Origin of the sequence: Enterococcus sp. 12F9_DIV0723 (assembly GCF_002174375.1) — a bacterium.
GTDB lineage: Bacteria > Bacillota > Bacilli > Lactobacillales > Enterococcaceae > Enterococcus_A > Enterococcus_A gilvus.
In genome coordinates this window covers 2,387,133-2,401,724 of record NZ_NIBK01000001.1, presented here as the reverse complement: position 1 = coordinate 2,401,724, position 14,592 = coordinate 2,387,133, and the positions used below count along the sequence as shown (strand labels likewise).

Annotated in this window: 12 protein-coding genes and 1 tRNA gene; 10 read left to right on the top strand and 3 right to left on the bottom strand. The window is 40.4% G+C overall.

All coding sequences use genetic code 11. The features are described 5' to 3' along the window. Window positions 1–458 precede the first annotated feature (458 nt). Complete coding sequence (locus tag A5868_RS11365; RefSeq protein ID WP_086303431.1) at window positions 459–3,107, top strand: SEC10/PgrA surface exclusion domain-containing protein; 2,649 nt, start codon at window positions 459–461, stop codon at window positions 3,105–3,107. 183 nt (window positions 3,108–3,290) lie between these two features. Here A5868_RS11365 and A5868_RS11360 read toward each other — a convergent pair. Continuing rightward, a tRNA-Lys gene (locus A5868_RS11360) sits at window positions 3,291–3,363 on the bottom strand. Between the two features lie 155 nt (window positions 3,364–3,518). Here A5868_RS11360 and A5868_RS11355 point away from each other — a divergent pair. The 7 genes from A5868_RS11355 (at window position 3,519) to A5868_RS11325 (ending at window position 10,722) form a co-directional block, all read left to right on the top strand. Continuing rightward, complete coding sequence (locus tag A5868_RS11355; protein WP_010780065.1) at window positions 3,519–4,067, top strand: DUF1836 domain-containing protein; 549 nt, start codon at window positions 3,519–3,521, stop codon at window positions 4,065–4,067. Further along, window positions 4,060–4,914 (top strand): DegV family protein, encoded by an 855-nt coding sequence (locus A5868_RS11350; RefSeq protein ID WP_086303432.1) that lies wholly within the window; start codon window positions 4,060–4,062, stop codon window positions 4,912–4,914. The genes A5868_RS11355 and A5868_RS11350 overlap by 8 nt, the downstream gene beginning before the upstream one ends. Window positions 4,915–5,171: 257 nt before the next feature. Continuing rightward, window positions 5,172–5,876, top strand: a complete 705-nt coding sequence (gene yycF / locus A5868_RS11345) for a response regulator YycF (protein ID WP_010780067.1) — start codon at window positions 5,172–5,174, stop codon at window positions 5,874–5,876. A gap of 2 nt (window positions 5,877–5,878) precedes the next feature. Next, window positions 5,879–7,711 (top strand): cell wall metabolism sensor histidine kinase WalK, encoded by a 1,833-nt coding sequence (gene walK, locus A5868_RS11340; protein WP_010780068.1) that lies wholly within the window; start codon window positions 5,879–5,881, stop codon window positions 7,709–7,711. Beyond that, window positions 7,708–9,018 carry a YycH family regulatory protein gene (locus tag A5868_RS11335; RefSeq protein ID WP_086303433.1) on the top strand — a complete coding sequence of 437 codons (1,311 nt, stop codon included), beginning with the start codon at window positions 7,708–7,710 and terminating at the stop codon, window positions 9,016–9,018. Before walK ends, A5868_RS11335 begins: the two co-directional genes overlap by 4 nt. Then, entirely contained in the window at window positions 9,019–9,864 is an 846-nt protein-coding gene (locus A5868_RS11330) for a two-component system regulatory protein YycI (protein ID WP_010780070.1), read from the top strand. A gap of 48 nt (window positions 9,865–9,912) precedes the next feature. Further along, window positions 9,913–10,722, top strand: a complete 810-nt coding sequence (locus A5868_RS11325) for an MBL fold metallo-hydrolase (RefSeq protein WP_010780071.1) — start codon at window positions 9,913–9,915, stop codon at window positions 10,720–10,722. A gap of 41 nt (window positions 10,723–10,763) precedes the next feature. On the opposite strand, the gene A5868_RS11320 is transcribed toward A5868_RS11325, so the two are convergent. Both A5868_RS11320 and A5868_RS11315 read right to left on the bottom strand, forming a co-directional pair. Beyond that, the gene (locus tag A5868_RS11320; RefSeq protein WP_086303434.1) at window positions 10,764–11,384 is read right to left on the bottom strand and encodes an NAD(P)-dependent oxidoreductase; all 621 of its coding nucleotides are present in this window, start codon (window positions 11,382–11,384) and stop codon (window positions 10,764–10,766) included. Window positions 11,385–11,460: 76 nt separating this feature from the next. Beyond that, on the bottom strand, window positions 11,461–12,105 hold the full coding sequence (locus A5868_RS11315; RefSeq protein WP_086303435.1) for a CPBP family intramembrane glutamic endopeptidase: 645 nt from the start codon (window positions 12,103–12,105) through the stop codon (window positions 11,461–11,463). A gap of 196 nt (window positions 12,106–12,301) precedes the next feature. Here A5868_RS11315 and groES point away from each other — a divergent pair, with 196 nt between their 5' ends. Next, window positions 12,302–12,586: a co-chaperone GroES gene (groES, locus tag A5868_RS11310; protein WP_010780074.1), complete on the top strand. Its 285-nt coding sequence runs from the start codon at window positions 12,302–12,304 to the stop codon at window positions 12,584–12,586. Between the two features lie 22 nt (window positions 12,587–12,608). After that, window positions 12,609–14,237 carry a chaperonin GroEL gene (groL, locus tag A5868_RS11305; RefSeq protein WP_010780075.1) on the top strand — a complete coding sequence of 543 codons (1,629 nt, stop codon included), beginning with the start codon at window positions 12,609–12,611 and terminating at the stop codon, window positions 14,235–14,237. Window positions 14,238–14,592: the final 355 nt, after the last annotated feature.

Genomic DNA, 14,592 nt, shown 5'->3' with positions numbered 1-14,592 from the left:
TCCTTAAACTTTTTCTGTAACACAATTGTAACATAAGAAATATTTTTGTAAAGTTGTTGTTGAAAATTTTTTTTGATGATGCTCCAAGATGTTCATTGGATGACCACACGTACATTCCTTCCATTACAAAATAGAAATTAAAAGATAAATTATTAGTTTTTTTAAACAATTGGCAGCTTGGTACTTTATAAATCAGTTATCCAGATGCTCTTTATCTATTATAAATATAATTTTAATACCAATACGAATCATATAAAAAAATAATTATTGCACTAATTGAAAATATGGTAAAATGATAAATGACAAATAATGCGAATGGCTATTATTTTTGTAGAAATGACTCTGTGGTTCCTTTTTAAGGAAATGTTTGCCTTTAATGAAAGCGTTTTTGTGATCGGGGTATAAAGTCAGTTGGTTTTAACAAGGAAGACAAGAAAAAATGAAGGTGGGAATTAAAAATGAAGAAACAAAAGATTGCTTTATTTTCAGCAACTCTCGCAACAATGGCAGGGATTGGGTTCTCTCATTCCACGGAAGCGCGTGCAGATGCGAGTGGTGACGCAGCACAAGCGCCGACAGCAACGGCTGAGGATTCCAAAGCGACGATAGCAGTAGTTCAATCAGAAGTTACTAAGGCACAAGAGACAGCAACTGCTACTCAGACGGAAGCAACTACTGCCAAGGAGGCCTACGAGACCTCACAAGCTGCTGCAAGCAAAGCACAGGAGGAGGCAAACACTGCAAAAGAAGCTGTAGACGTAGCACAAGAGGTTGTGTCTGAAGCTGAAAAAGCGGCAGAAGGAGCAACACCCGAAAAGATCGAGCAAGCACAAAAGGATGTGTCGGAACAGGAAAAAGCAAATGAGGGTATCAAGGAAGCAATCAAGGAAGATGAAAAAGCAATTGATGCTGCGGGATCAAAGGTAGAGGAGACTCAAGGGGAAGCGGATGCTGCACAAAAAGTTGTTGAAAACGCGAAAACGGACGTCGATAACTCCCAAGAAAAAATCAATGAGAAGCAACAAGCAGTAAAGGATGCGCAAAGTATTGTTGACGGGGAAGGCGCCACCGAAGCAAACGACAATCTAGAAAAGGCGAAGGAAGAACTAGAGGCTGCTAAAAAAACTGAGGAAGCTGCTAAAACAGATTCTGAAACAGCTGCGGCAACAGAAGGAAGTGCGCAAACAGCCAAGAATGTTGCTGAAGGTGAAGCAACGGATGCCGCTAGCGCCGTTGATGCTGCAAGTAAAAAGAAGCAAGAGGCGGATGAAGCGGTCAAAAAAACACAAAATGATTTGGATAGGGCGAATTCAGAGGCAAAAGACGGGTTAAACAAGATCGTGGTGACGCAGGAATATGTAAATGCGCTGAAAGCCTACGAGGCGGATCGCAGCGAAGCGAATAAAAAGCAACTTTTAGCTGCTGATGCTGCAGCCTTGGCAGCAAATGCAAAATTCCAGTCAAATGAAGCCGATAAAGCTATCATGATCAATGGTCAGACGGATATGACAACGGCTCTCATAGAAGAATTATCGATTTACGCAGCTCGTTTGATCAATTCTGTTCGTCAGATGTTTGGCATGAAGGATGTGACTGTTTCTTTAGGATCGATCAAATTTACAGACGAAATTGCTAAAGCCTATGAAGCGGATAATTGGAGCGGCTTCAACGGACATTATAACGATGCTATCAATCAGGCAGCGAGAAACAATGGATTACTAGAACACCCAGGTGGAAACCTCTACGAAAATTTATATTCATATAGTTCTAGTTCAATGAAACCAGACGGTTCTTGGAATCTTAGCAAAAATGACTTGAAGAGCTTGATCTATAATGCTATGTTGGGCTTTTTGTACGGTGACAGTGGTAGCAACTGGGGCCATGCATTTAGTATCACGGGTCTCATGTATGGGAGTTCTACAGATGAATGCTATTTTGGTGTATCCTTCTCCAAAGCAAGCAGACCATCATTTTCTACTCATTTTGAATTTGTCCCGCACAGCTACTACATTAAAGATGCGAGTAAATTTGATACTAAATCGATTGATATCCCTGAAATAGACGATGCGAAAGCGCAAGAAAAAATCAACAAATTGACGCAGGAGCTGACCAATCGAAAAGAAGATGCAAAGATTGCCGGGGAAGGATTAGAAAGTGCGCGCAAAAAAGCTGACGAAGCAAACCAGAAACTTGAAGCAGCAAAAGCTGGATTAGAAAAAGCGACGACGGATAATCAAGAAGCGAAGAAGCAGCTGGCAGCAGCAACAAAAGCTGTTGAAACGGCTACGGAAAAAGTGAATGTAGCTCAAGGAGTCGTTGATAAATTTAATTCAGATGCAGAAACGAAACAGAAAGCACTAGATGCTGCACAAGAAGCACTCGAAGCAGCAAAACAAGAAAAAGCTTTGAAAGTGACAATACTGGAAGAAGCCAAAAAACAATTAGACACAGTGAATGATAAGTTGAGCGCCGCGCAAGCAGCTTTGACCGCTGCCAAAGAAAAACTAGCTGATGATAAAAAGGCATTGGAGAGCGGCGAACGACTAGTAGAGCAAAAGAAAGCCGAAGTGGCATCATTGAAACAAGCTTCTGAAGCATTATCTGCGGCCCTTTCTGATCTGAAAAAAGCAGAATCTGCGTATGCATCTGCTGTTAAGAAACTGGAAAGTGCCAAAAAAACTGCTGAGACTGATGCGGCGACGTATCACGCCTTACAAGCTAAAGCAGACGCAGCAAAGGTAAAACTGGAAGAAACAAAAGAAAAATTAAACAAACTTAAAAATCATCTTGCTCTTAATGAAGAATTGGATTCTGTTAAGGGCAAATCCGCGGATGCAACAAGCGGAGCTGCTTTTATTGGAAATGCATCAAAGCAGGGAGTTATTGGGCAAACAAACGCAAGCACTCTTAAATCGTTAAAAATTCAAGTTAGTGAAAAGAAGAAAAGTCAATTAACGCCTACAACTACTAAATCAAGTTCAGTATTTCCTCAAACAGGATTTTCTGATGATCCTGCATTAGCTCTTTTAGGAGTAACGCTAATGGGTCTTCTAATAACCTTAGGATTGGCAGAGTTGGATAAAAGAAATCGTTTCTTTCTAAAATAAAAATTGAATCGATAAATAGAAAAATCGCCCTCAAAAAGTTAGTTTTCGTATAACTTTTCGGGGCGATTTTAAATTGCTTTCCTAGTAAGATATCTGTAAAATAAAAAAATGCCACATCAAGCGTCTTTTTCTAAACTACCGAAGTAGCCAAAAACGCTTATGTGGCGTGGGTTTGGCACCCAATGGGCCGTGAGGGGCTCGAACCCGCGACCCGCTGATTAAGAGTCAGCTGCTCTACCAACTGAGCTAACGGCCCAAACAAAGTACTTTCATATGTTAGCACTGAGAAAATAAAAAAGCAAGAATAAACTTAAAAAAATTCACCAAAAGCGCTTCAATTATCTAGTTTTTGAAACTATGTTGTATAATTACCATAATTTTGATAAACTACCCTTAAAGGGAGTGTGTTCAATGGAAGATACAAAGCTCAGAACCTGGGCAGAAGGCTTAAAAGATTTACGACTGCCTCGCTGGGAAGAGTTACCCGAACTAGAGCTATACATGGATCAAGTAATCACCCTTGTTGACCGTTATTTATCCCCTTTGATAGAAGATGACAAGCATCAGCTTCTATCCAGTGCTATGGTCAATAATTATGTTAAACATAAATTAGTTCCACCACCTGTGAAGAAGAGATATAACCGTAATCATTTGGCCTATTTGATTGCTATTACGCTGCTGAAGCAAGTTTTTGCGATTCCTGATATCAATGAATTGATTCGGATGCAGTTGGCGATCAATGAACCAAAGGACGCGTACAATAGTTTTTGTACCGTGCAAGAAGAAGCACTGCTGCAACTGGCAAAAATAGTTTTAGGTGAAGAAATCGAATTTAACAGCTACAAAAAAGATTTCTACTATTTAGCAATGGAAAGTGCGATAGCTTCTTTTACACAAAAAATGTTAACTGAGAAAATCATTCAATTGGAGAAAGAGAAAGAAGGCGAAACGGATGAGTGAAAAAATAGCAATCCTAGTTGATTCTGGGACAGACGTCCCAAAGGAAGTAGTGGACAGCGGCCCTTTTTTTATGGTGCCATTGCGTATTATTTTTAGTGATAAAGAATATAGAGATGGGATCGATATTAGCTCCGATACTATTTTTCCTTTAATCAAGAAAGAGTTGCCAAGCACTTCTTTACCAGATGGCGAATTGATCCATCAGGTTTTTGATGAGATCAAAGAACAAGGCTATACACATGTGATTATTGTGACGATTTCAAGCGGGTTAAGCGGAACTTACAATGCGCTGCGCGTACTCGGCGAGCATTACGAAGGGTTAACTTTCCAATCGATTGATACGAAAAATGTGGGGATCGGAGCTGGGATTCTAGCTATTTACGCTGGCGATTTGGTGAAACAAGGCAAATCCTTCTCAGAAGTGATTGAAGAAGTAGAAAGCAAAATCCCCTACACAAAAATCTTTTTTAATGTAGACACGTTGGAGTATTTACAAAAGGGCGGACGTATTGGTTTGGTCTCTTCTTTATTGGGGAGTGCCTTGAAGTTAAAACCGATCATCTCTTGTAATTCTGAAGGCATCTACTATACAGTTGCCAAGGTTCGTGGACTAAACAAGAGTATCGATAAGACTTTACAGCTAGTAAAGGACCATGTTGGCAACCACAAGCGTTTTAATTTGGCTGTAACACACGCCGACGCATTGGAAACTGCGGAAAAAATCCGATTACGGCTACAAGAGATGTTTCCGACTGCTGAAAATATCTATTTTGGAAAAGTTTCTCCTGCATTATCCGTTCATACTGGACCAGGTTCCTTAGGCGTGGTTTGTCAAGTATTGGATTAGTGACAAAGTCGCTTTACTGCTTTCGTTTATTTCATTAAAAGCAATAAAAAAATATTTAAAACAGAAGAAATCAAATTACCGAGAAGGAGATGAGCAAATGCTTGTCTCTTTTTTATTATTGAATTAAATTCTTCTATTTTTTCTTAAGTAATCGTTGTAAAAAATCGTCATCTGTTTGAAAAGATGAAACAGTATTGAAATTATTGTATAATGGTAGGGCGTACATACAATCTTATAAAGGTATGAGGTGACTCTTAGTGAAAAAAATTCTAGTAGTTGACGATGAAAAGCCGATTTCGGACATCGTAAAATTCAATTTAACCAAAGAGGGCTATGAAGTCTTCACTGCATATGATGGTGAAGAAGCCTTAGAAAAAGTCGAAGAGGTCAATCCAGATTTGATTTTATTAGATTTAATGTTGCCAAAAAAAGACGGTTTAGAAGTGGCTCGTGAAGTACGCAAGACCCATGAAATGCCGATCATTATGGTTACGGCGAAGGATTCTGAGATCGATAAAGTATTGGGCTTAGAATTAGGAGCGGACGATTATGTGACTAAACCATTTTCTAATCGTGAATTAGTTGCCCGCGTAAAGGCAAATTTACGTCGAGGTGGACAAGCGCCCAAAGAAGAAGAAAATACGACACAAAGTGATTTAACGATCGGAGATTTGACGATTCATCCAGATGCTTACATGGTAACCAAGCACGGAGATACGATCGAACTAACGCATCGTGAGTTTGAATTGCTGCACTATCTGGCAAAACATATCGGACAAGTGATGACACGGGAGCATTTACTGCAAACCGTTTGGGGATACGATTATTTTGGCGATGTGCGAACAGTGGATGTGACTGTCCGTCGTTTACGTGAAAAAATCGAGGATAACCCCAGTCATCCTACCTATTTAGTAACAAGACGTGGCGTAGGGTATTACCTACGTAACCCTGAACAGGAGTAAGTATGGAAAAGAGAATCCGTTTTTACCGATCGGTCAATTTCAAGATTGCGTTTTCGTTTATCTTGATTTTACTGATTTCGATCGAGATCATCGGTGCTTACTTTATTCGGGGACTTGAAAAATCAACAATCGATAGTTTTACCAAGGATATGAATCAGCGGGTCTCTTTGTTAAGTACGACCCTCGGAGCCACCATGTCAGAAGATGCCGGCAATGAGGCAGATCAGCTTCAGCGAATCCTTGAAAATAATGGAACGGCTGACAATATCACTGAGATGTGGGTGGTAGACGATAAAGGGATCGTCATCGCTACAAATGACGTGGGTCAGAAAGATTCGATCATCGGAAAGAAAAATGAATACAGCGACATCGATGATTTTTCAATGAAGCAATATGTAACACTAGATGATAATAATAGACGGGTATATATCAATGTCCAACCCATTCAGTCCCCGACCGGCGATTCGGCTGTGATCGGGGCTCTTTATGTTAAAAGTGACATTGAGCAAAAATATACCGAAATCAGCAACACAGCTTTGATTTTCTTTACTGCCTCCTTGATCGCGGGATTGATCTCGATCATTGTCGCGTTATTGGTGGCACGATCGATCACAAAGCCTATTAAAGAAATGCAAAAGCAAGCAGTTCGTATTGCGCAAGGAGACTATTCTGAGAAGGTCGATGTTCAAGGGCATGACGAGTTGAGTCAACTTGCAGAAACATTCAATAAATTATCTGACCGTATTGAAGATGCTCAGGATACGATGGAAGCTGAAAGAAATCGTTTGGACAGCGTGTTGACGCACATGACTGACGGGGTTATAGCAACAGACCGCCGAGGAAAAGTCATCACGATCAATGAAATGGCCTTGTCTTTGCTTAATACAACGAATGAACAGGCGATTGGTCAGTCGATTTTGACTCTGCTTGATTTAGAGGAAGAGTACACGCTGCGTAAATTGCTGGAAACGCCAGAAGAGATTTTAATCAATCGTTCAAAATCTGATTCAGAAGAAGATCGTATGACGCTACGATCAGATTTTGCTATGATTCGTCGTGAATCTGGCTTTATCAGTGGATTAGTAGTTGTTATCCATGACGTAACAGAACAAGAAAAGACGGCTGAAGAGCGTCGTCAGTTTGTTTCCAATGTGTCACACGAGTTGCGTACGCCGTTGACAAGTGTCCGCAGCTATTTAGAAGCGTTAGAAGAAGGTGCTTGGGAAGACAAAGCAGTAGCTCCAGACTTTATTCACGTGACTTTGGGCGAGACCGATCGAATGATTCGAATGATCAATGATTTATTGAATCTTTCTCGAATGGATTCAGGTGCGCAGCAAATGGACCTTGAACTTGTCAATTTCAATGAACTAGTGGACTATATTTTGGATCGCTTTGACATGATGGTGAACAGCCAAGAAAAAACGTATCGGATCATTCGTGAGTTTACCGAACGTGATTTATGGGTAGAAATCGATACGGATAAAATCATGCAGGTGATTGATAATATCATGAACAATGCCATCAAGTATTCACCTGACGGCGGAAAGATCGAAGTTCACTTGATGGAGACTCATAACAATGTTGTCTTAAGTATCTCTGATGAAGGACTAGGAATTCCTAAGAAGGATCTGGAAAAAGTCTTCGAACGCTTTTATCGCGTCGATAAGGCTCGTGCCCGTCAACAAGGCGGAACAGGACTTGGGCTAGCCATTTCTAAAGAAGTCATGAAGGCGCATCAAGGACAAATCTGGGTTGAGAGTGTCGAAGGAAAAGGCTCGACCTTCTATATTTCTTTACCATATGAACCCTATGAGGAGGATATTTGGGAATGAAATTATCAGAAAAAATCATTCGTGTCGCACTTATGGCTCTGATTTTTCTGAGCCTCATCTTAACCTATGCCATTTGGCTTAGTCCTACCTCAAAGATATCCGATGTCACTACAAGCAAGCAGGCAGTGAAGAGCGATCAGAACTACACAAAGGCAACAGACGCTTTTCTGCCGATTCGCGGGACATGGAATTTGTCGAATGGGAAGTTTCAAACAAGCAGCGAAAATCTGCTGGCTACCACACAGGCGCGCTTAACAGAAAGTACCTATGGTCAGTTGCAAGAAATAGCCCATGGAGAAGACATTGAAAGTTACTACAATTTATCCAACGGGATTGAAATGAATTATGAAGGCGAGTTTTCTTTGGCTGAATATATCAAGGTTTTTGATATGCCGGTCAATTTGAATTCAATGAAAGATTCGGATAAAATCATGTTTTCAAAGATTCAGATTGATTTTTCCAAAAAGAAGATTCGCTTTCTGAACTATAATAAGGACATCGTGTATGAAGCGACGATTTCCGCGGATTTTTCTGGTTTGGAGACCATTTACGAAAAAAATCAAGGACGCTATTTGCCAATGGCTGAGGGAAATCCTTTGGTTCCTCGTCTGTCACGCACAAAAGATCGTGTTCGGCTTAAAAAATACAGTTATATTTTAACGACCCAATCGTATTCACTTTTTCGAAATGCATTTTTCCAAAACCCCGATCAAGCAAAAGGGGAGGAAGAAGAAAGCGGCTCTCGTTCATTTGTCAGCGGCCATGAAGAGCTTATAATGGATGAACAGAAGCGTTTGGTGACCTTTAATGGTGAGCTGCCATCCGATTTAGCGAAGGAAAGTATGTACAGCCAAAGTTTTAATTACGTAAGCCGGTTGGGAACTTCTGTTGGAAATCTACGGTATTTTGATCATCATGACGGACAAATCAATTATCGAATATTTGTCGAAGGGTACCCGATCTTCAGTCAATCTTCTAAAGGAAAGATGACTGTCAAAATTCAGCACGCGCCTAATACACCCACACCGCAAGTCAAAATCGAGACGAGTATGGACACGGTCCAAGTACCGATACCTTCTGATGAAGAAGTTGAGCTGCCAAGCACGCTGGAGGTAGAAAACAGTCTAGCTGCGGCAGGAATCGAACTTGATAAGATCCAAAGTTTTATCATTGGCTATACTTGGCAGGATATTGATGGTGTAAATAAATTAGTTGCCTTAACGCCAGAATGGTTTGTTAAATATGAGGACGCTTGGTACTCCGCTAACCAGCTGATGCAAGGAAATCTAGAAACGGAGGCGAGCTAATTGGATTTTAGAAAAATCGAATGGATCTTTTTTCTCGTCTTCATCGGTCTGAATATATTTCTCTTCAGTATTTATTGGAATAATCAGCACGAACAAAGTTTAGTGACTAATTCAAATCAGCGGGAAGATATTGTGCAGCGCCTAGAAAATGATGATATAAAAATCAAAGATGAAGTTACTGACGACCACCAAGAGGGGTATTATTTGAGTGCTGAGCAGGATACGTTCGATTCACTAGTAAACGAAGGAACGAACGCACCAATCAATGGGAATTGGACCATTTCTACCCGAGTACTGACAAGTATCCCAAATGGAGAAATAAAATTTGATCTAAAAAAGGCGACGAGTAGTTTTAATCGTTTGATGAAGGAGTCCACTTTTATCACGAATGGCACAGAATATACGTACCTTCCTGATGTTTCTAAGAAAGATGAGGATTTAGGAAAAGTCGTCGGAGCGCAAACCTATGAAGGGATTCCTTTTATTGATGAAACGTCCCGCGTGACGTTAGACATCATGAAGGAGGATGACCAGGAGCGGGTCTCTAAATATACTCAAACCCGGTTGAAGGACATTGAGCCTTTGCGAGAAAAAATGTCGCTTTATTCCGAAAAAGAAATCTTGAACACGCTATATATCAACAATAATATTCCGAGCAAATCGACGATTACCAACATTTATTTAGGCTATTTCCGCACACTTGAAGTACGTGAGAAAAATGTGTATGTGCCTGTTTGGTTCGTCAAGATACGGACGTCAGATAAGACGACACAGATTGAAAAAGTCAACGCCCTGAATAATCAGGTGATCACGAATAATTTAGTTCCAAAGGTGGAAAATCCATAAAAAGGGTTGTATACTGAGGACAGTTTTAAAAGAGAGGACCAATTGCTCATGTTAGAAATGAATAACGCCTTCAATATCAGCATTTTAGCTAGCGGAAGTACAGGAAATTCTTTGTACTTAGAAAGTCCGCAAAAAAGAATTTTGGTCGATGCTGGGTTGAGCGGGAAAAAAATCACTTCGTTATTAGCAGAGGTCGATCGAAAACCTGAAGATTTAGATGCGATCTTAGTGACTCATGAACACCGAGATCATATCCATGGTGTCGGAGTTCTTGCAAGAAAATATAAATTACCTGTTTATGCAAATGAGAAAACGTGGGAAGCGATGTCTCCGCTGATCGGCAAGGTCGATGTTGAACAACAGCATATCTTCGAGATGGGGAAGGTGCTGACTTTCGGTGATTTGGATATCGAAAGTTTCGGTGTTTCTCACGATGCGGCAGCACCACAATTTTATCGCTTCTATAAAGATGGTCATTCATTTGTCATGTTGACAGATACAGGTTATGCCAGTGAACATGTCCGAGGGACGATTCGCGATGCAGACGCATACTTGGTCGAAAGCAATCATGATTTAGAGATGTTGCGTATGGGTGCCTATCCATGGAGTTTAAAACAACGAATCCTTGGCGATCGCGGCCACCTATCTAATGATGATGGCGCGCTAGTGATGACCGATATTCTTGGTGATCGTACAAAACGCATCTATTTAGGACATTTAAGTAGAGAGAACAATATGAAGGAACTCGCTCATATGACGATGGAAGAAACCTTGACGCGGTATGATCTAGGTGTAAACCATCAGTTCCAAATCTTTGATACTGATCCAGATAGCGCGACAGAATTGTTCGCAATCTAAAAAATGGCAAGCTTGCTTTTTGCAGGCTTGCCATTTTTTTATTAGCTATATACGCTAAAATGTTGGTTCAAGTGTCTTGGTTCGATCACTTCATCGATCAGAGCAATTGCATAATCTGCCATGCTGATCTCACTCTTACCTTGTGAGTTATTTTTTAGATGATCATCACTGATCTGATACTTTCCAGTCCGTAAACCATCAGGTACAAAATTTGCAGCCGGGCTTATATAGGTCCAGCTTAGCTGTTGGGTTGCTTTTAATTCTAGAAATGCTTGGTACATATTATAAGCAGTGGGATAATACACTGCCTTTGGATCAGAGACATCGATCATGCGTTGTATTTCATCAATAAATAAGGAAGAGGTTCCCCCTACAACGATCAAGCGTGTATCCGTTCCACGTAAAAGATCACTGAGATGTTTTAAAGATGTTTGATGCATCTCCTCTTGTCCGATCGGCGGGCGAAATGCGTCAATGACTACATCAAAAAAATCGACATCCTTTTTTGTAAGCTCGAAAAGGTCCTTGACCAAAATGGGCACATGTACCTTCAGATTTTCAGGATGACGGACAATGGCTGTAACAGCGAGCCCACGATCAAGCGCTTCTTCTAAAATCATAGAGCCGGCGTGTCCTGTTGCACCAATAATCGCTACCTTCATTAAAAAACCTCCTTAGAGTGATTGTACATTCAGTCTAAGGAGGTTTTTATAAAAAGGCAAAAGATTCGTTTCAGATTTAATTAGCATGTAGGGCAAGCTGGGTCAAAATAACGAGCAGATTCATCCCAACATGGGTAATCATAGAAGTCCAAATGCGTCCGCTATAGCGATACATTCCACAGAAAAGGAACCCTAAACCTGCATATAGCAGATAATGCCCATCGTTGTGAGCAAAGGCAAAAAGGACAGAGCTGAGAAGTGCCGGCAGGAAAAAGCCGAATCTCTTTTCTAGCGAACCAAAAATTGCACGACGGAAAACAAATTCTTCCATGATTGGGCCGGCGATAGTTGTCGCCAAGATAAAAATCATATTGTTCATGATCAGTTGAACGATATTTTGTGTATTCTGTGAAGCAATCGATTGTCCCAAGAAGCGCTGCTCAATTTTTAAAATGACCATTTGCAAGAGCAGGGAAGCAGGGACACCCAAAATACCAATTAAAATGGAGATCAGTACACTTTTTCGCGTACCTTCTAATCCGAAGATGTTTGATTTAAAACGATAAACAACCATTAAAGCTGCGCCAAGAAAATAAGCGAGCGTTGTTAACTGAATGAGTTGTGAAGAATTTGCTTGGAGTACGCGCTGGAAAATCAAAGGTGAAAACAGCACCAATCCATAAGTAAAAATCGTAATGAAACTATATTTTTTTTCGTTCATTGAACTTCCTTTCTAACCATTTATTGTTCCCAAGTATACCATAGTTCTCAAAAAACTTAGTGCAGGAAAAATCAAAAAAAGAAACGAAGGACTTGCAAAAAGAAACAAAAATGGTATGATAAGAATTGTGAGTTAGCACTCTTATCTATCGAGTGCTAACGACTTGAAAATTCATTACTAGTTGGAGGGATTTATCGTGTTAAAACCATTAGGTGATCGTGTCATTCTTGAAGTTACTCAAGAAGAAGAAAAAACAGTTGGAGGCCTAGTCTTAGCTTCTGCAGCAAAAGAAAAACCACAAACTGCTAAAGTCGTAGCTGTCGGTGAAGGCAATGTGCTGGAAAACGGTCAAAAGAGTCCAATGCCAGTAGCTGTTGGTGATATGGTAATGTTTGAAAAATATGCAGGTACAGAAGTAAAATATGACGGCAGTGAATTCTTGATTATCGCTGCAAAAGATATTATGGCAATCGTTGAATAAAAAATAATGAGGTGAAAGAATCATGGCAAAAGATATTAAATTTTCTGAAGATGCACGTGCAGCAATGCTTCGCGGAGTAGACAAATTAGCAGATACAGTAAAAGTAACATTAGGACCAAAAGGACGTAATGTCGTTTTAGAGAAATCTTACGGTTCTCCTTTGATTACAAATGATGGTGTGACTATCGCAAAAGACATCGAATTAGAAGATCATTTTGAAAACATGGGCGCAAAGCTTGTTTCTGAAGTCGCATCTAAAACGAACGACATCGCTGGTGACGGAACTACAACAGCAACAGTCCTTACACAAGCAATCGTTCGTGAAGGATTGAAGAACGTTACTGCAGGCGCAAATCCAATGGGCATTCGTCGCGGAATCGAATTAGCAACAAAAACAGCAGTTGAAGAATTGCACAGTATTTCTAAAGTCGTTGATTCAAAAGATGCAATTGCACAAGTTGCAGCTGTTTCTTCTGGCAGCGAAGAAGTCGGTAAACTAATTGCTGAGGCAATGGAAAAAGTTGGTAACGACGGCGTTATTACGATCGAAGAATCTAAAGGGATCGATACTGAGTTAGATGTCGTTGAAGGAATGCAATTCGATCGCGGCTACTTATCTCAATATATGGTAACAGACAACGATAAAATGGAAGCTTCTTTAGAAAATCCATACATCTTAATTACAGACAAGAAGATCTCTAACATCCAAGACATCTTGCCATTGTTAGAACAAGTCTTGCAACAATCTCGTTCATTATTGATTATTGCTGATGATGTAGACGGAGAAGCATTACCAACATTAGTCTTGAACAAGATTCGTGGAACATTCAATGTTGTAGCAGTAAAAGCTCCTGGTTTTGGCGATCGTCGTAAGGCAATGCTTGAAGATATCGCGATCTTAACGGGCGCTACAGTGATCACAGAAGATCTTGGTCTGGACTTGAAAGAAGCAACGATCGAAAACTTAGGGACTGCTGGTAAAGTCGTTGTCGACAAAGACAATACAACGATCGTTGAAGGTTCAGGCGACAAAGCAGCGTTAACAGATCGTGTTGAAATGATTAAACGTCAAATCGGCGAAACAACGTCTGACTTCGATCGTGAAAAATTGCAAGAACGCTTGGCTAAACTTGCTGGCGGAGTGGCCGTGGTTAAAGTTGGTGCGGCGACTGAAACAGAATTAAAAGAATTGAAATTACGTATCGAAGACGCGCTGAACTCTACTCGTGCGGCTGTTGAAGAAGGAATCGTTTCTGGTGGGGGTACAGCATTAGTGAACGTCATCAAGAAAGTTTCTGATTTAGATGCTGAGGGCGATGTAGCTACAGGGATCAAGATCGTCGTTCGTGCATTGGAAGAGCCTGTTCGTCAAATCGCTGAAAATGCTGGATTCGAAGGCTCAGTCGTTATTGATAAATTAAAAAATGCGGATCAAGGTACAGGATTCAACGCAGCATCTGGTGACTATGTAAATATGATCGATGCTGGTATCGTTGACCCAACAAAAGTAACGCGTTCAGCATTACAAAATGCGGCCTCTGTTTCAGCATTGTTATTAACAACAGAAGCAGTTGTTGCTGATAAACCTGTTGAAGGTGGAGCAGGCGCTGCACCAGCAATGGACCCATCAATGATGGGCGGCATGATGTAAGAAATGCTAAGATAGAAAGCACTCTAAAAGCCATCGGGAATTTTCCTGGTGGCTTTTTTTTGCGTATTCATAAACGAGAATGGGTGTCAAAAAATCATTAATCCACAAGGAAAGAACTCTGAAATTGCTTCCGGCGGTTGGCTCCTTCTGTCATTAAAAAAGAAGGCACTAATCGTAACAGAAATACATAAACAAAATCTATTGATTGTATGTAAATAAACTATTGGAATTTATTGATTAAATTTCTTACAATGAGCGTAAGAAGGAAGTGTACTTCCTTGTTCACAAATTATCAAAAGAATGTTTCAACGTAAATGGAGCAGCAGGCTAATGTATAGAAGAAATGAAAAAAATA

Coding starts and splice junctions, on each gene's coding strand:
- A5868_RS11365 (WP_086303431.1), top strand. CDS start 459: ATGAAGAAACAAAAGATTGCTTTATTTTCAGCAACTCTCGCAACAATG.
- A5868_RS11355 (WP_010780065.1), top strand. CDS start 3,519: ATGGAAGATACAAAGCTCAGAACCTGGGCAGAAGGCTTAAAAGATTTA.
- A5868_RS11350 (WP_086303432.1), top strand. CDS start 4,060: ATGAGTGAAAAAATAGCAATCCTAGTTGATTCTGGGACAGACGTCCCA.
- walK (WP_010780068.1), top strand. CDS start 5,879: ATGGAAAAGAGAATCCGTTTTTACCGATCGGTCAATTTCAAGATTGCG.
- A5868_RS11335 (WP_086303433.1), top strand. CDS start 7,708: ATGAAATTATCAGAAAAAATCATTCGTGTCGCACTTATGGCTCTGATT.
- A5868_RS11325 (WP_010780071.1), top strand. CDS start 9,913: ATGTTAGAAATGAATAACGCCTTCAATATCAGCATTTTAGCTAGCGGA.
- A5868_RS11320 (WP_086303434.1), bottom strand. CDS start 11,384: ATGAAGGTAGCGATTATTGGTGCAACAGGACACGCCGGCTCTATGATT.
- A5868_RS11315 (WP_086303435.1), bottom strand. CDS start 12,105: ATGAACGAAAAAAAATATAGTTTCATTACGATTTTTACTTATGGATTG.
- groL (WP_010780075.1), top strand. CDS start 12,609: ATGGCAAAAGATATTAAATTTTCTGAAGATGCACGTGCAGCAATGCTT.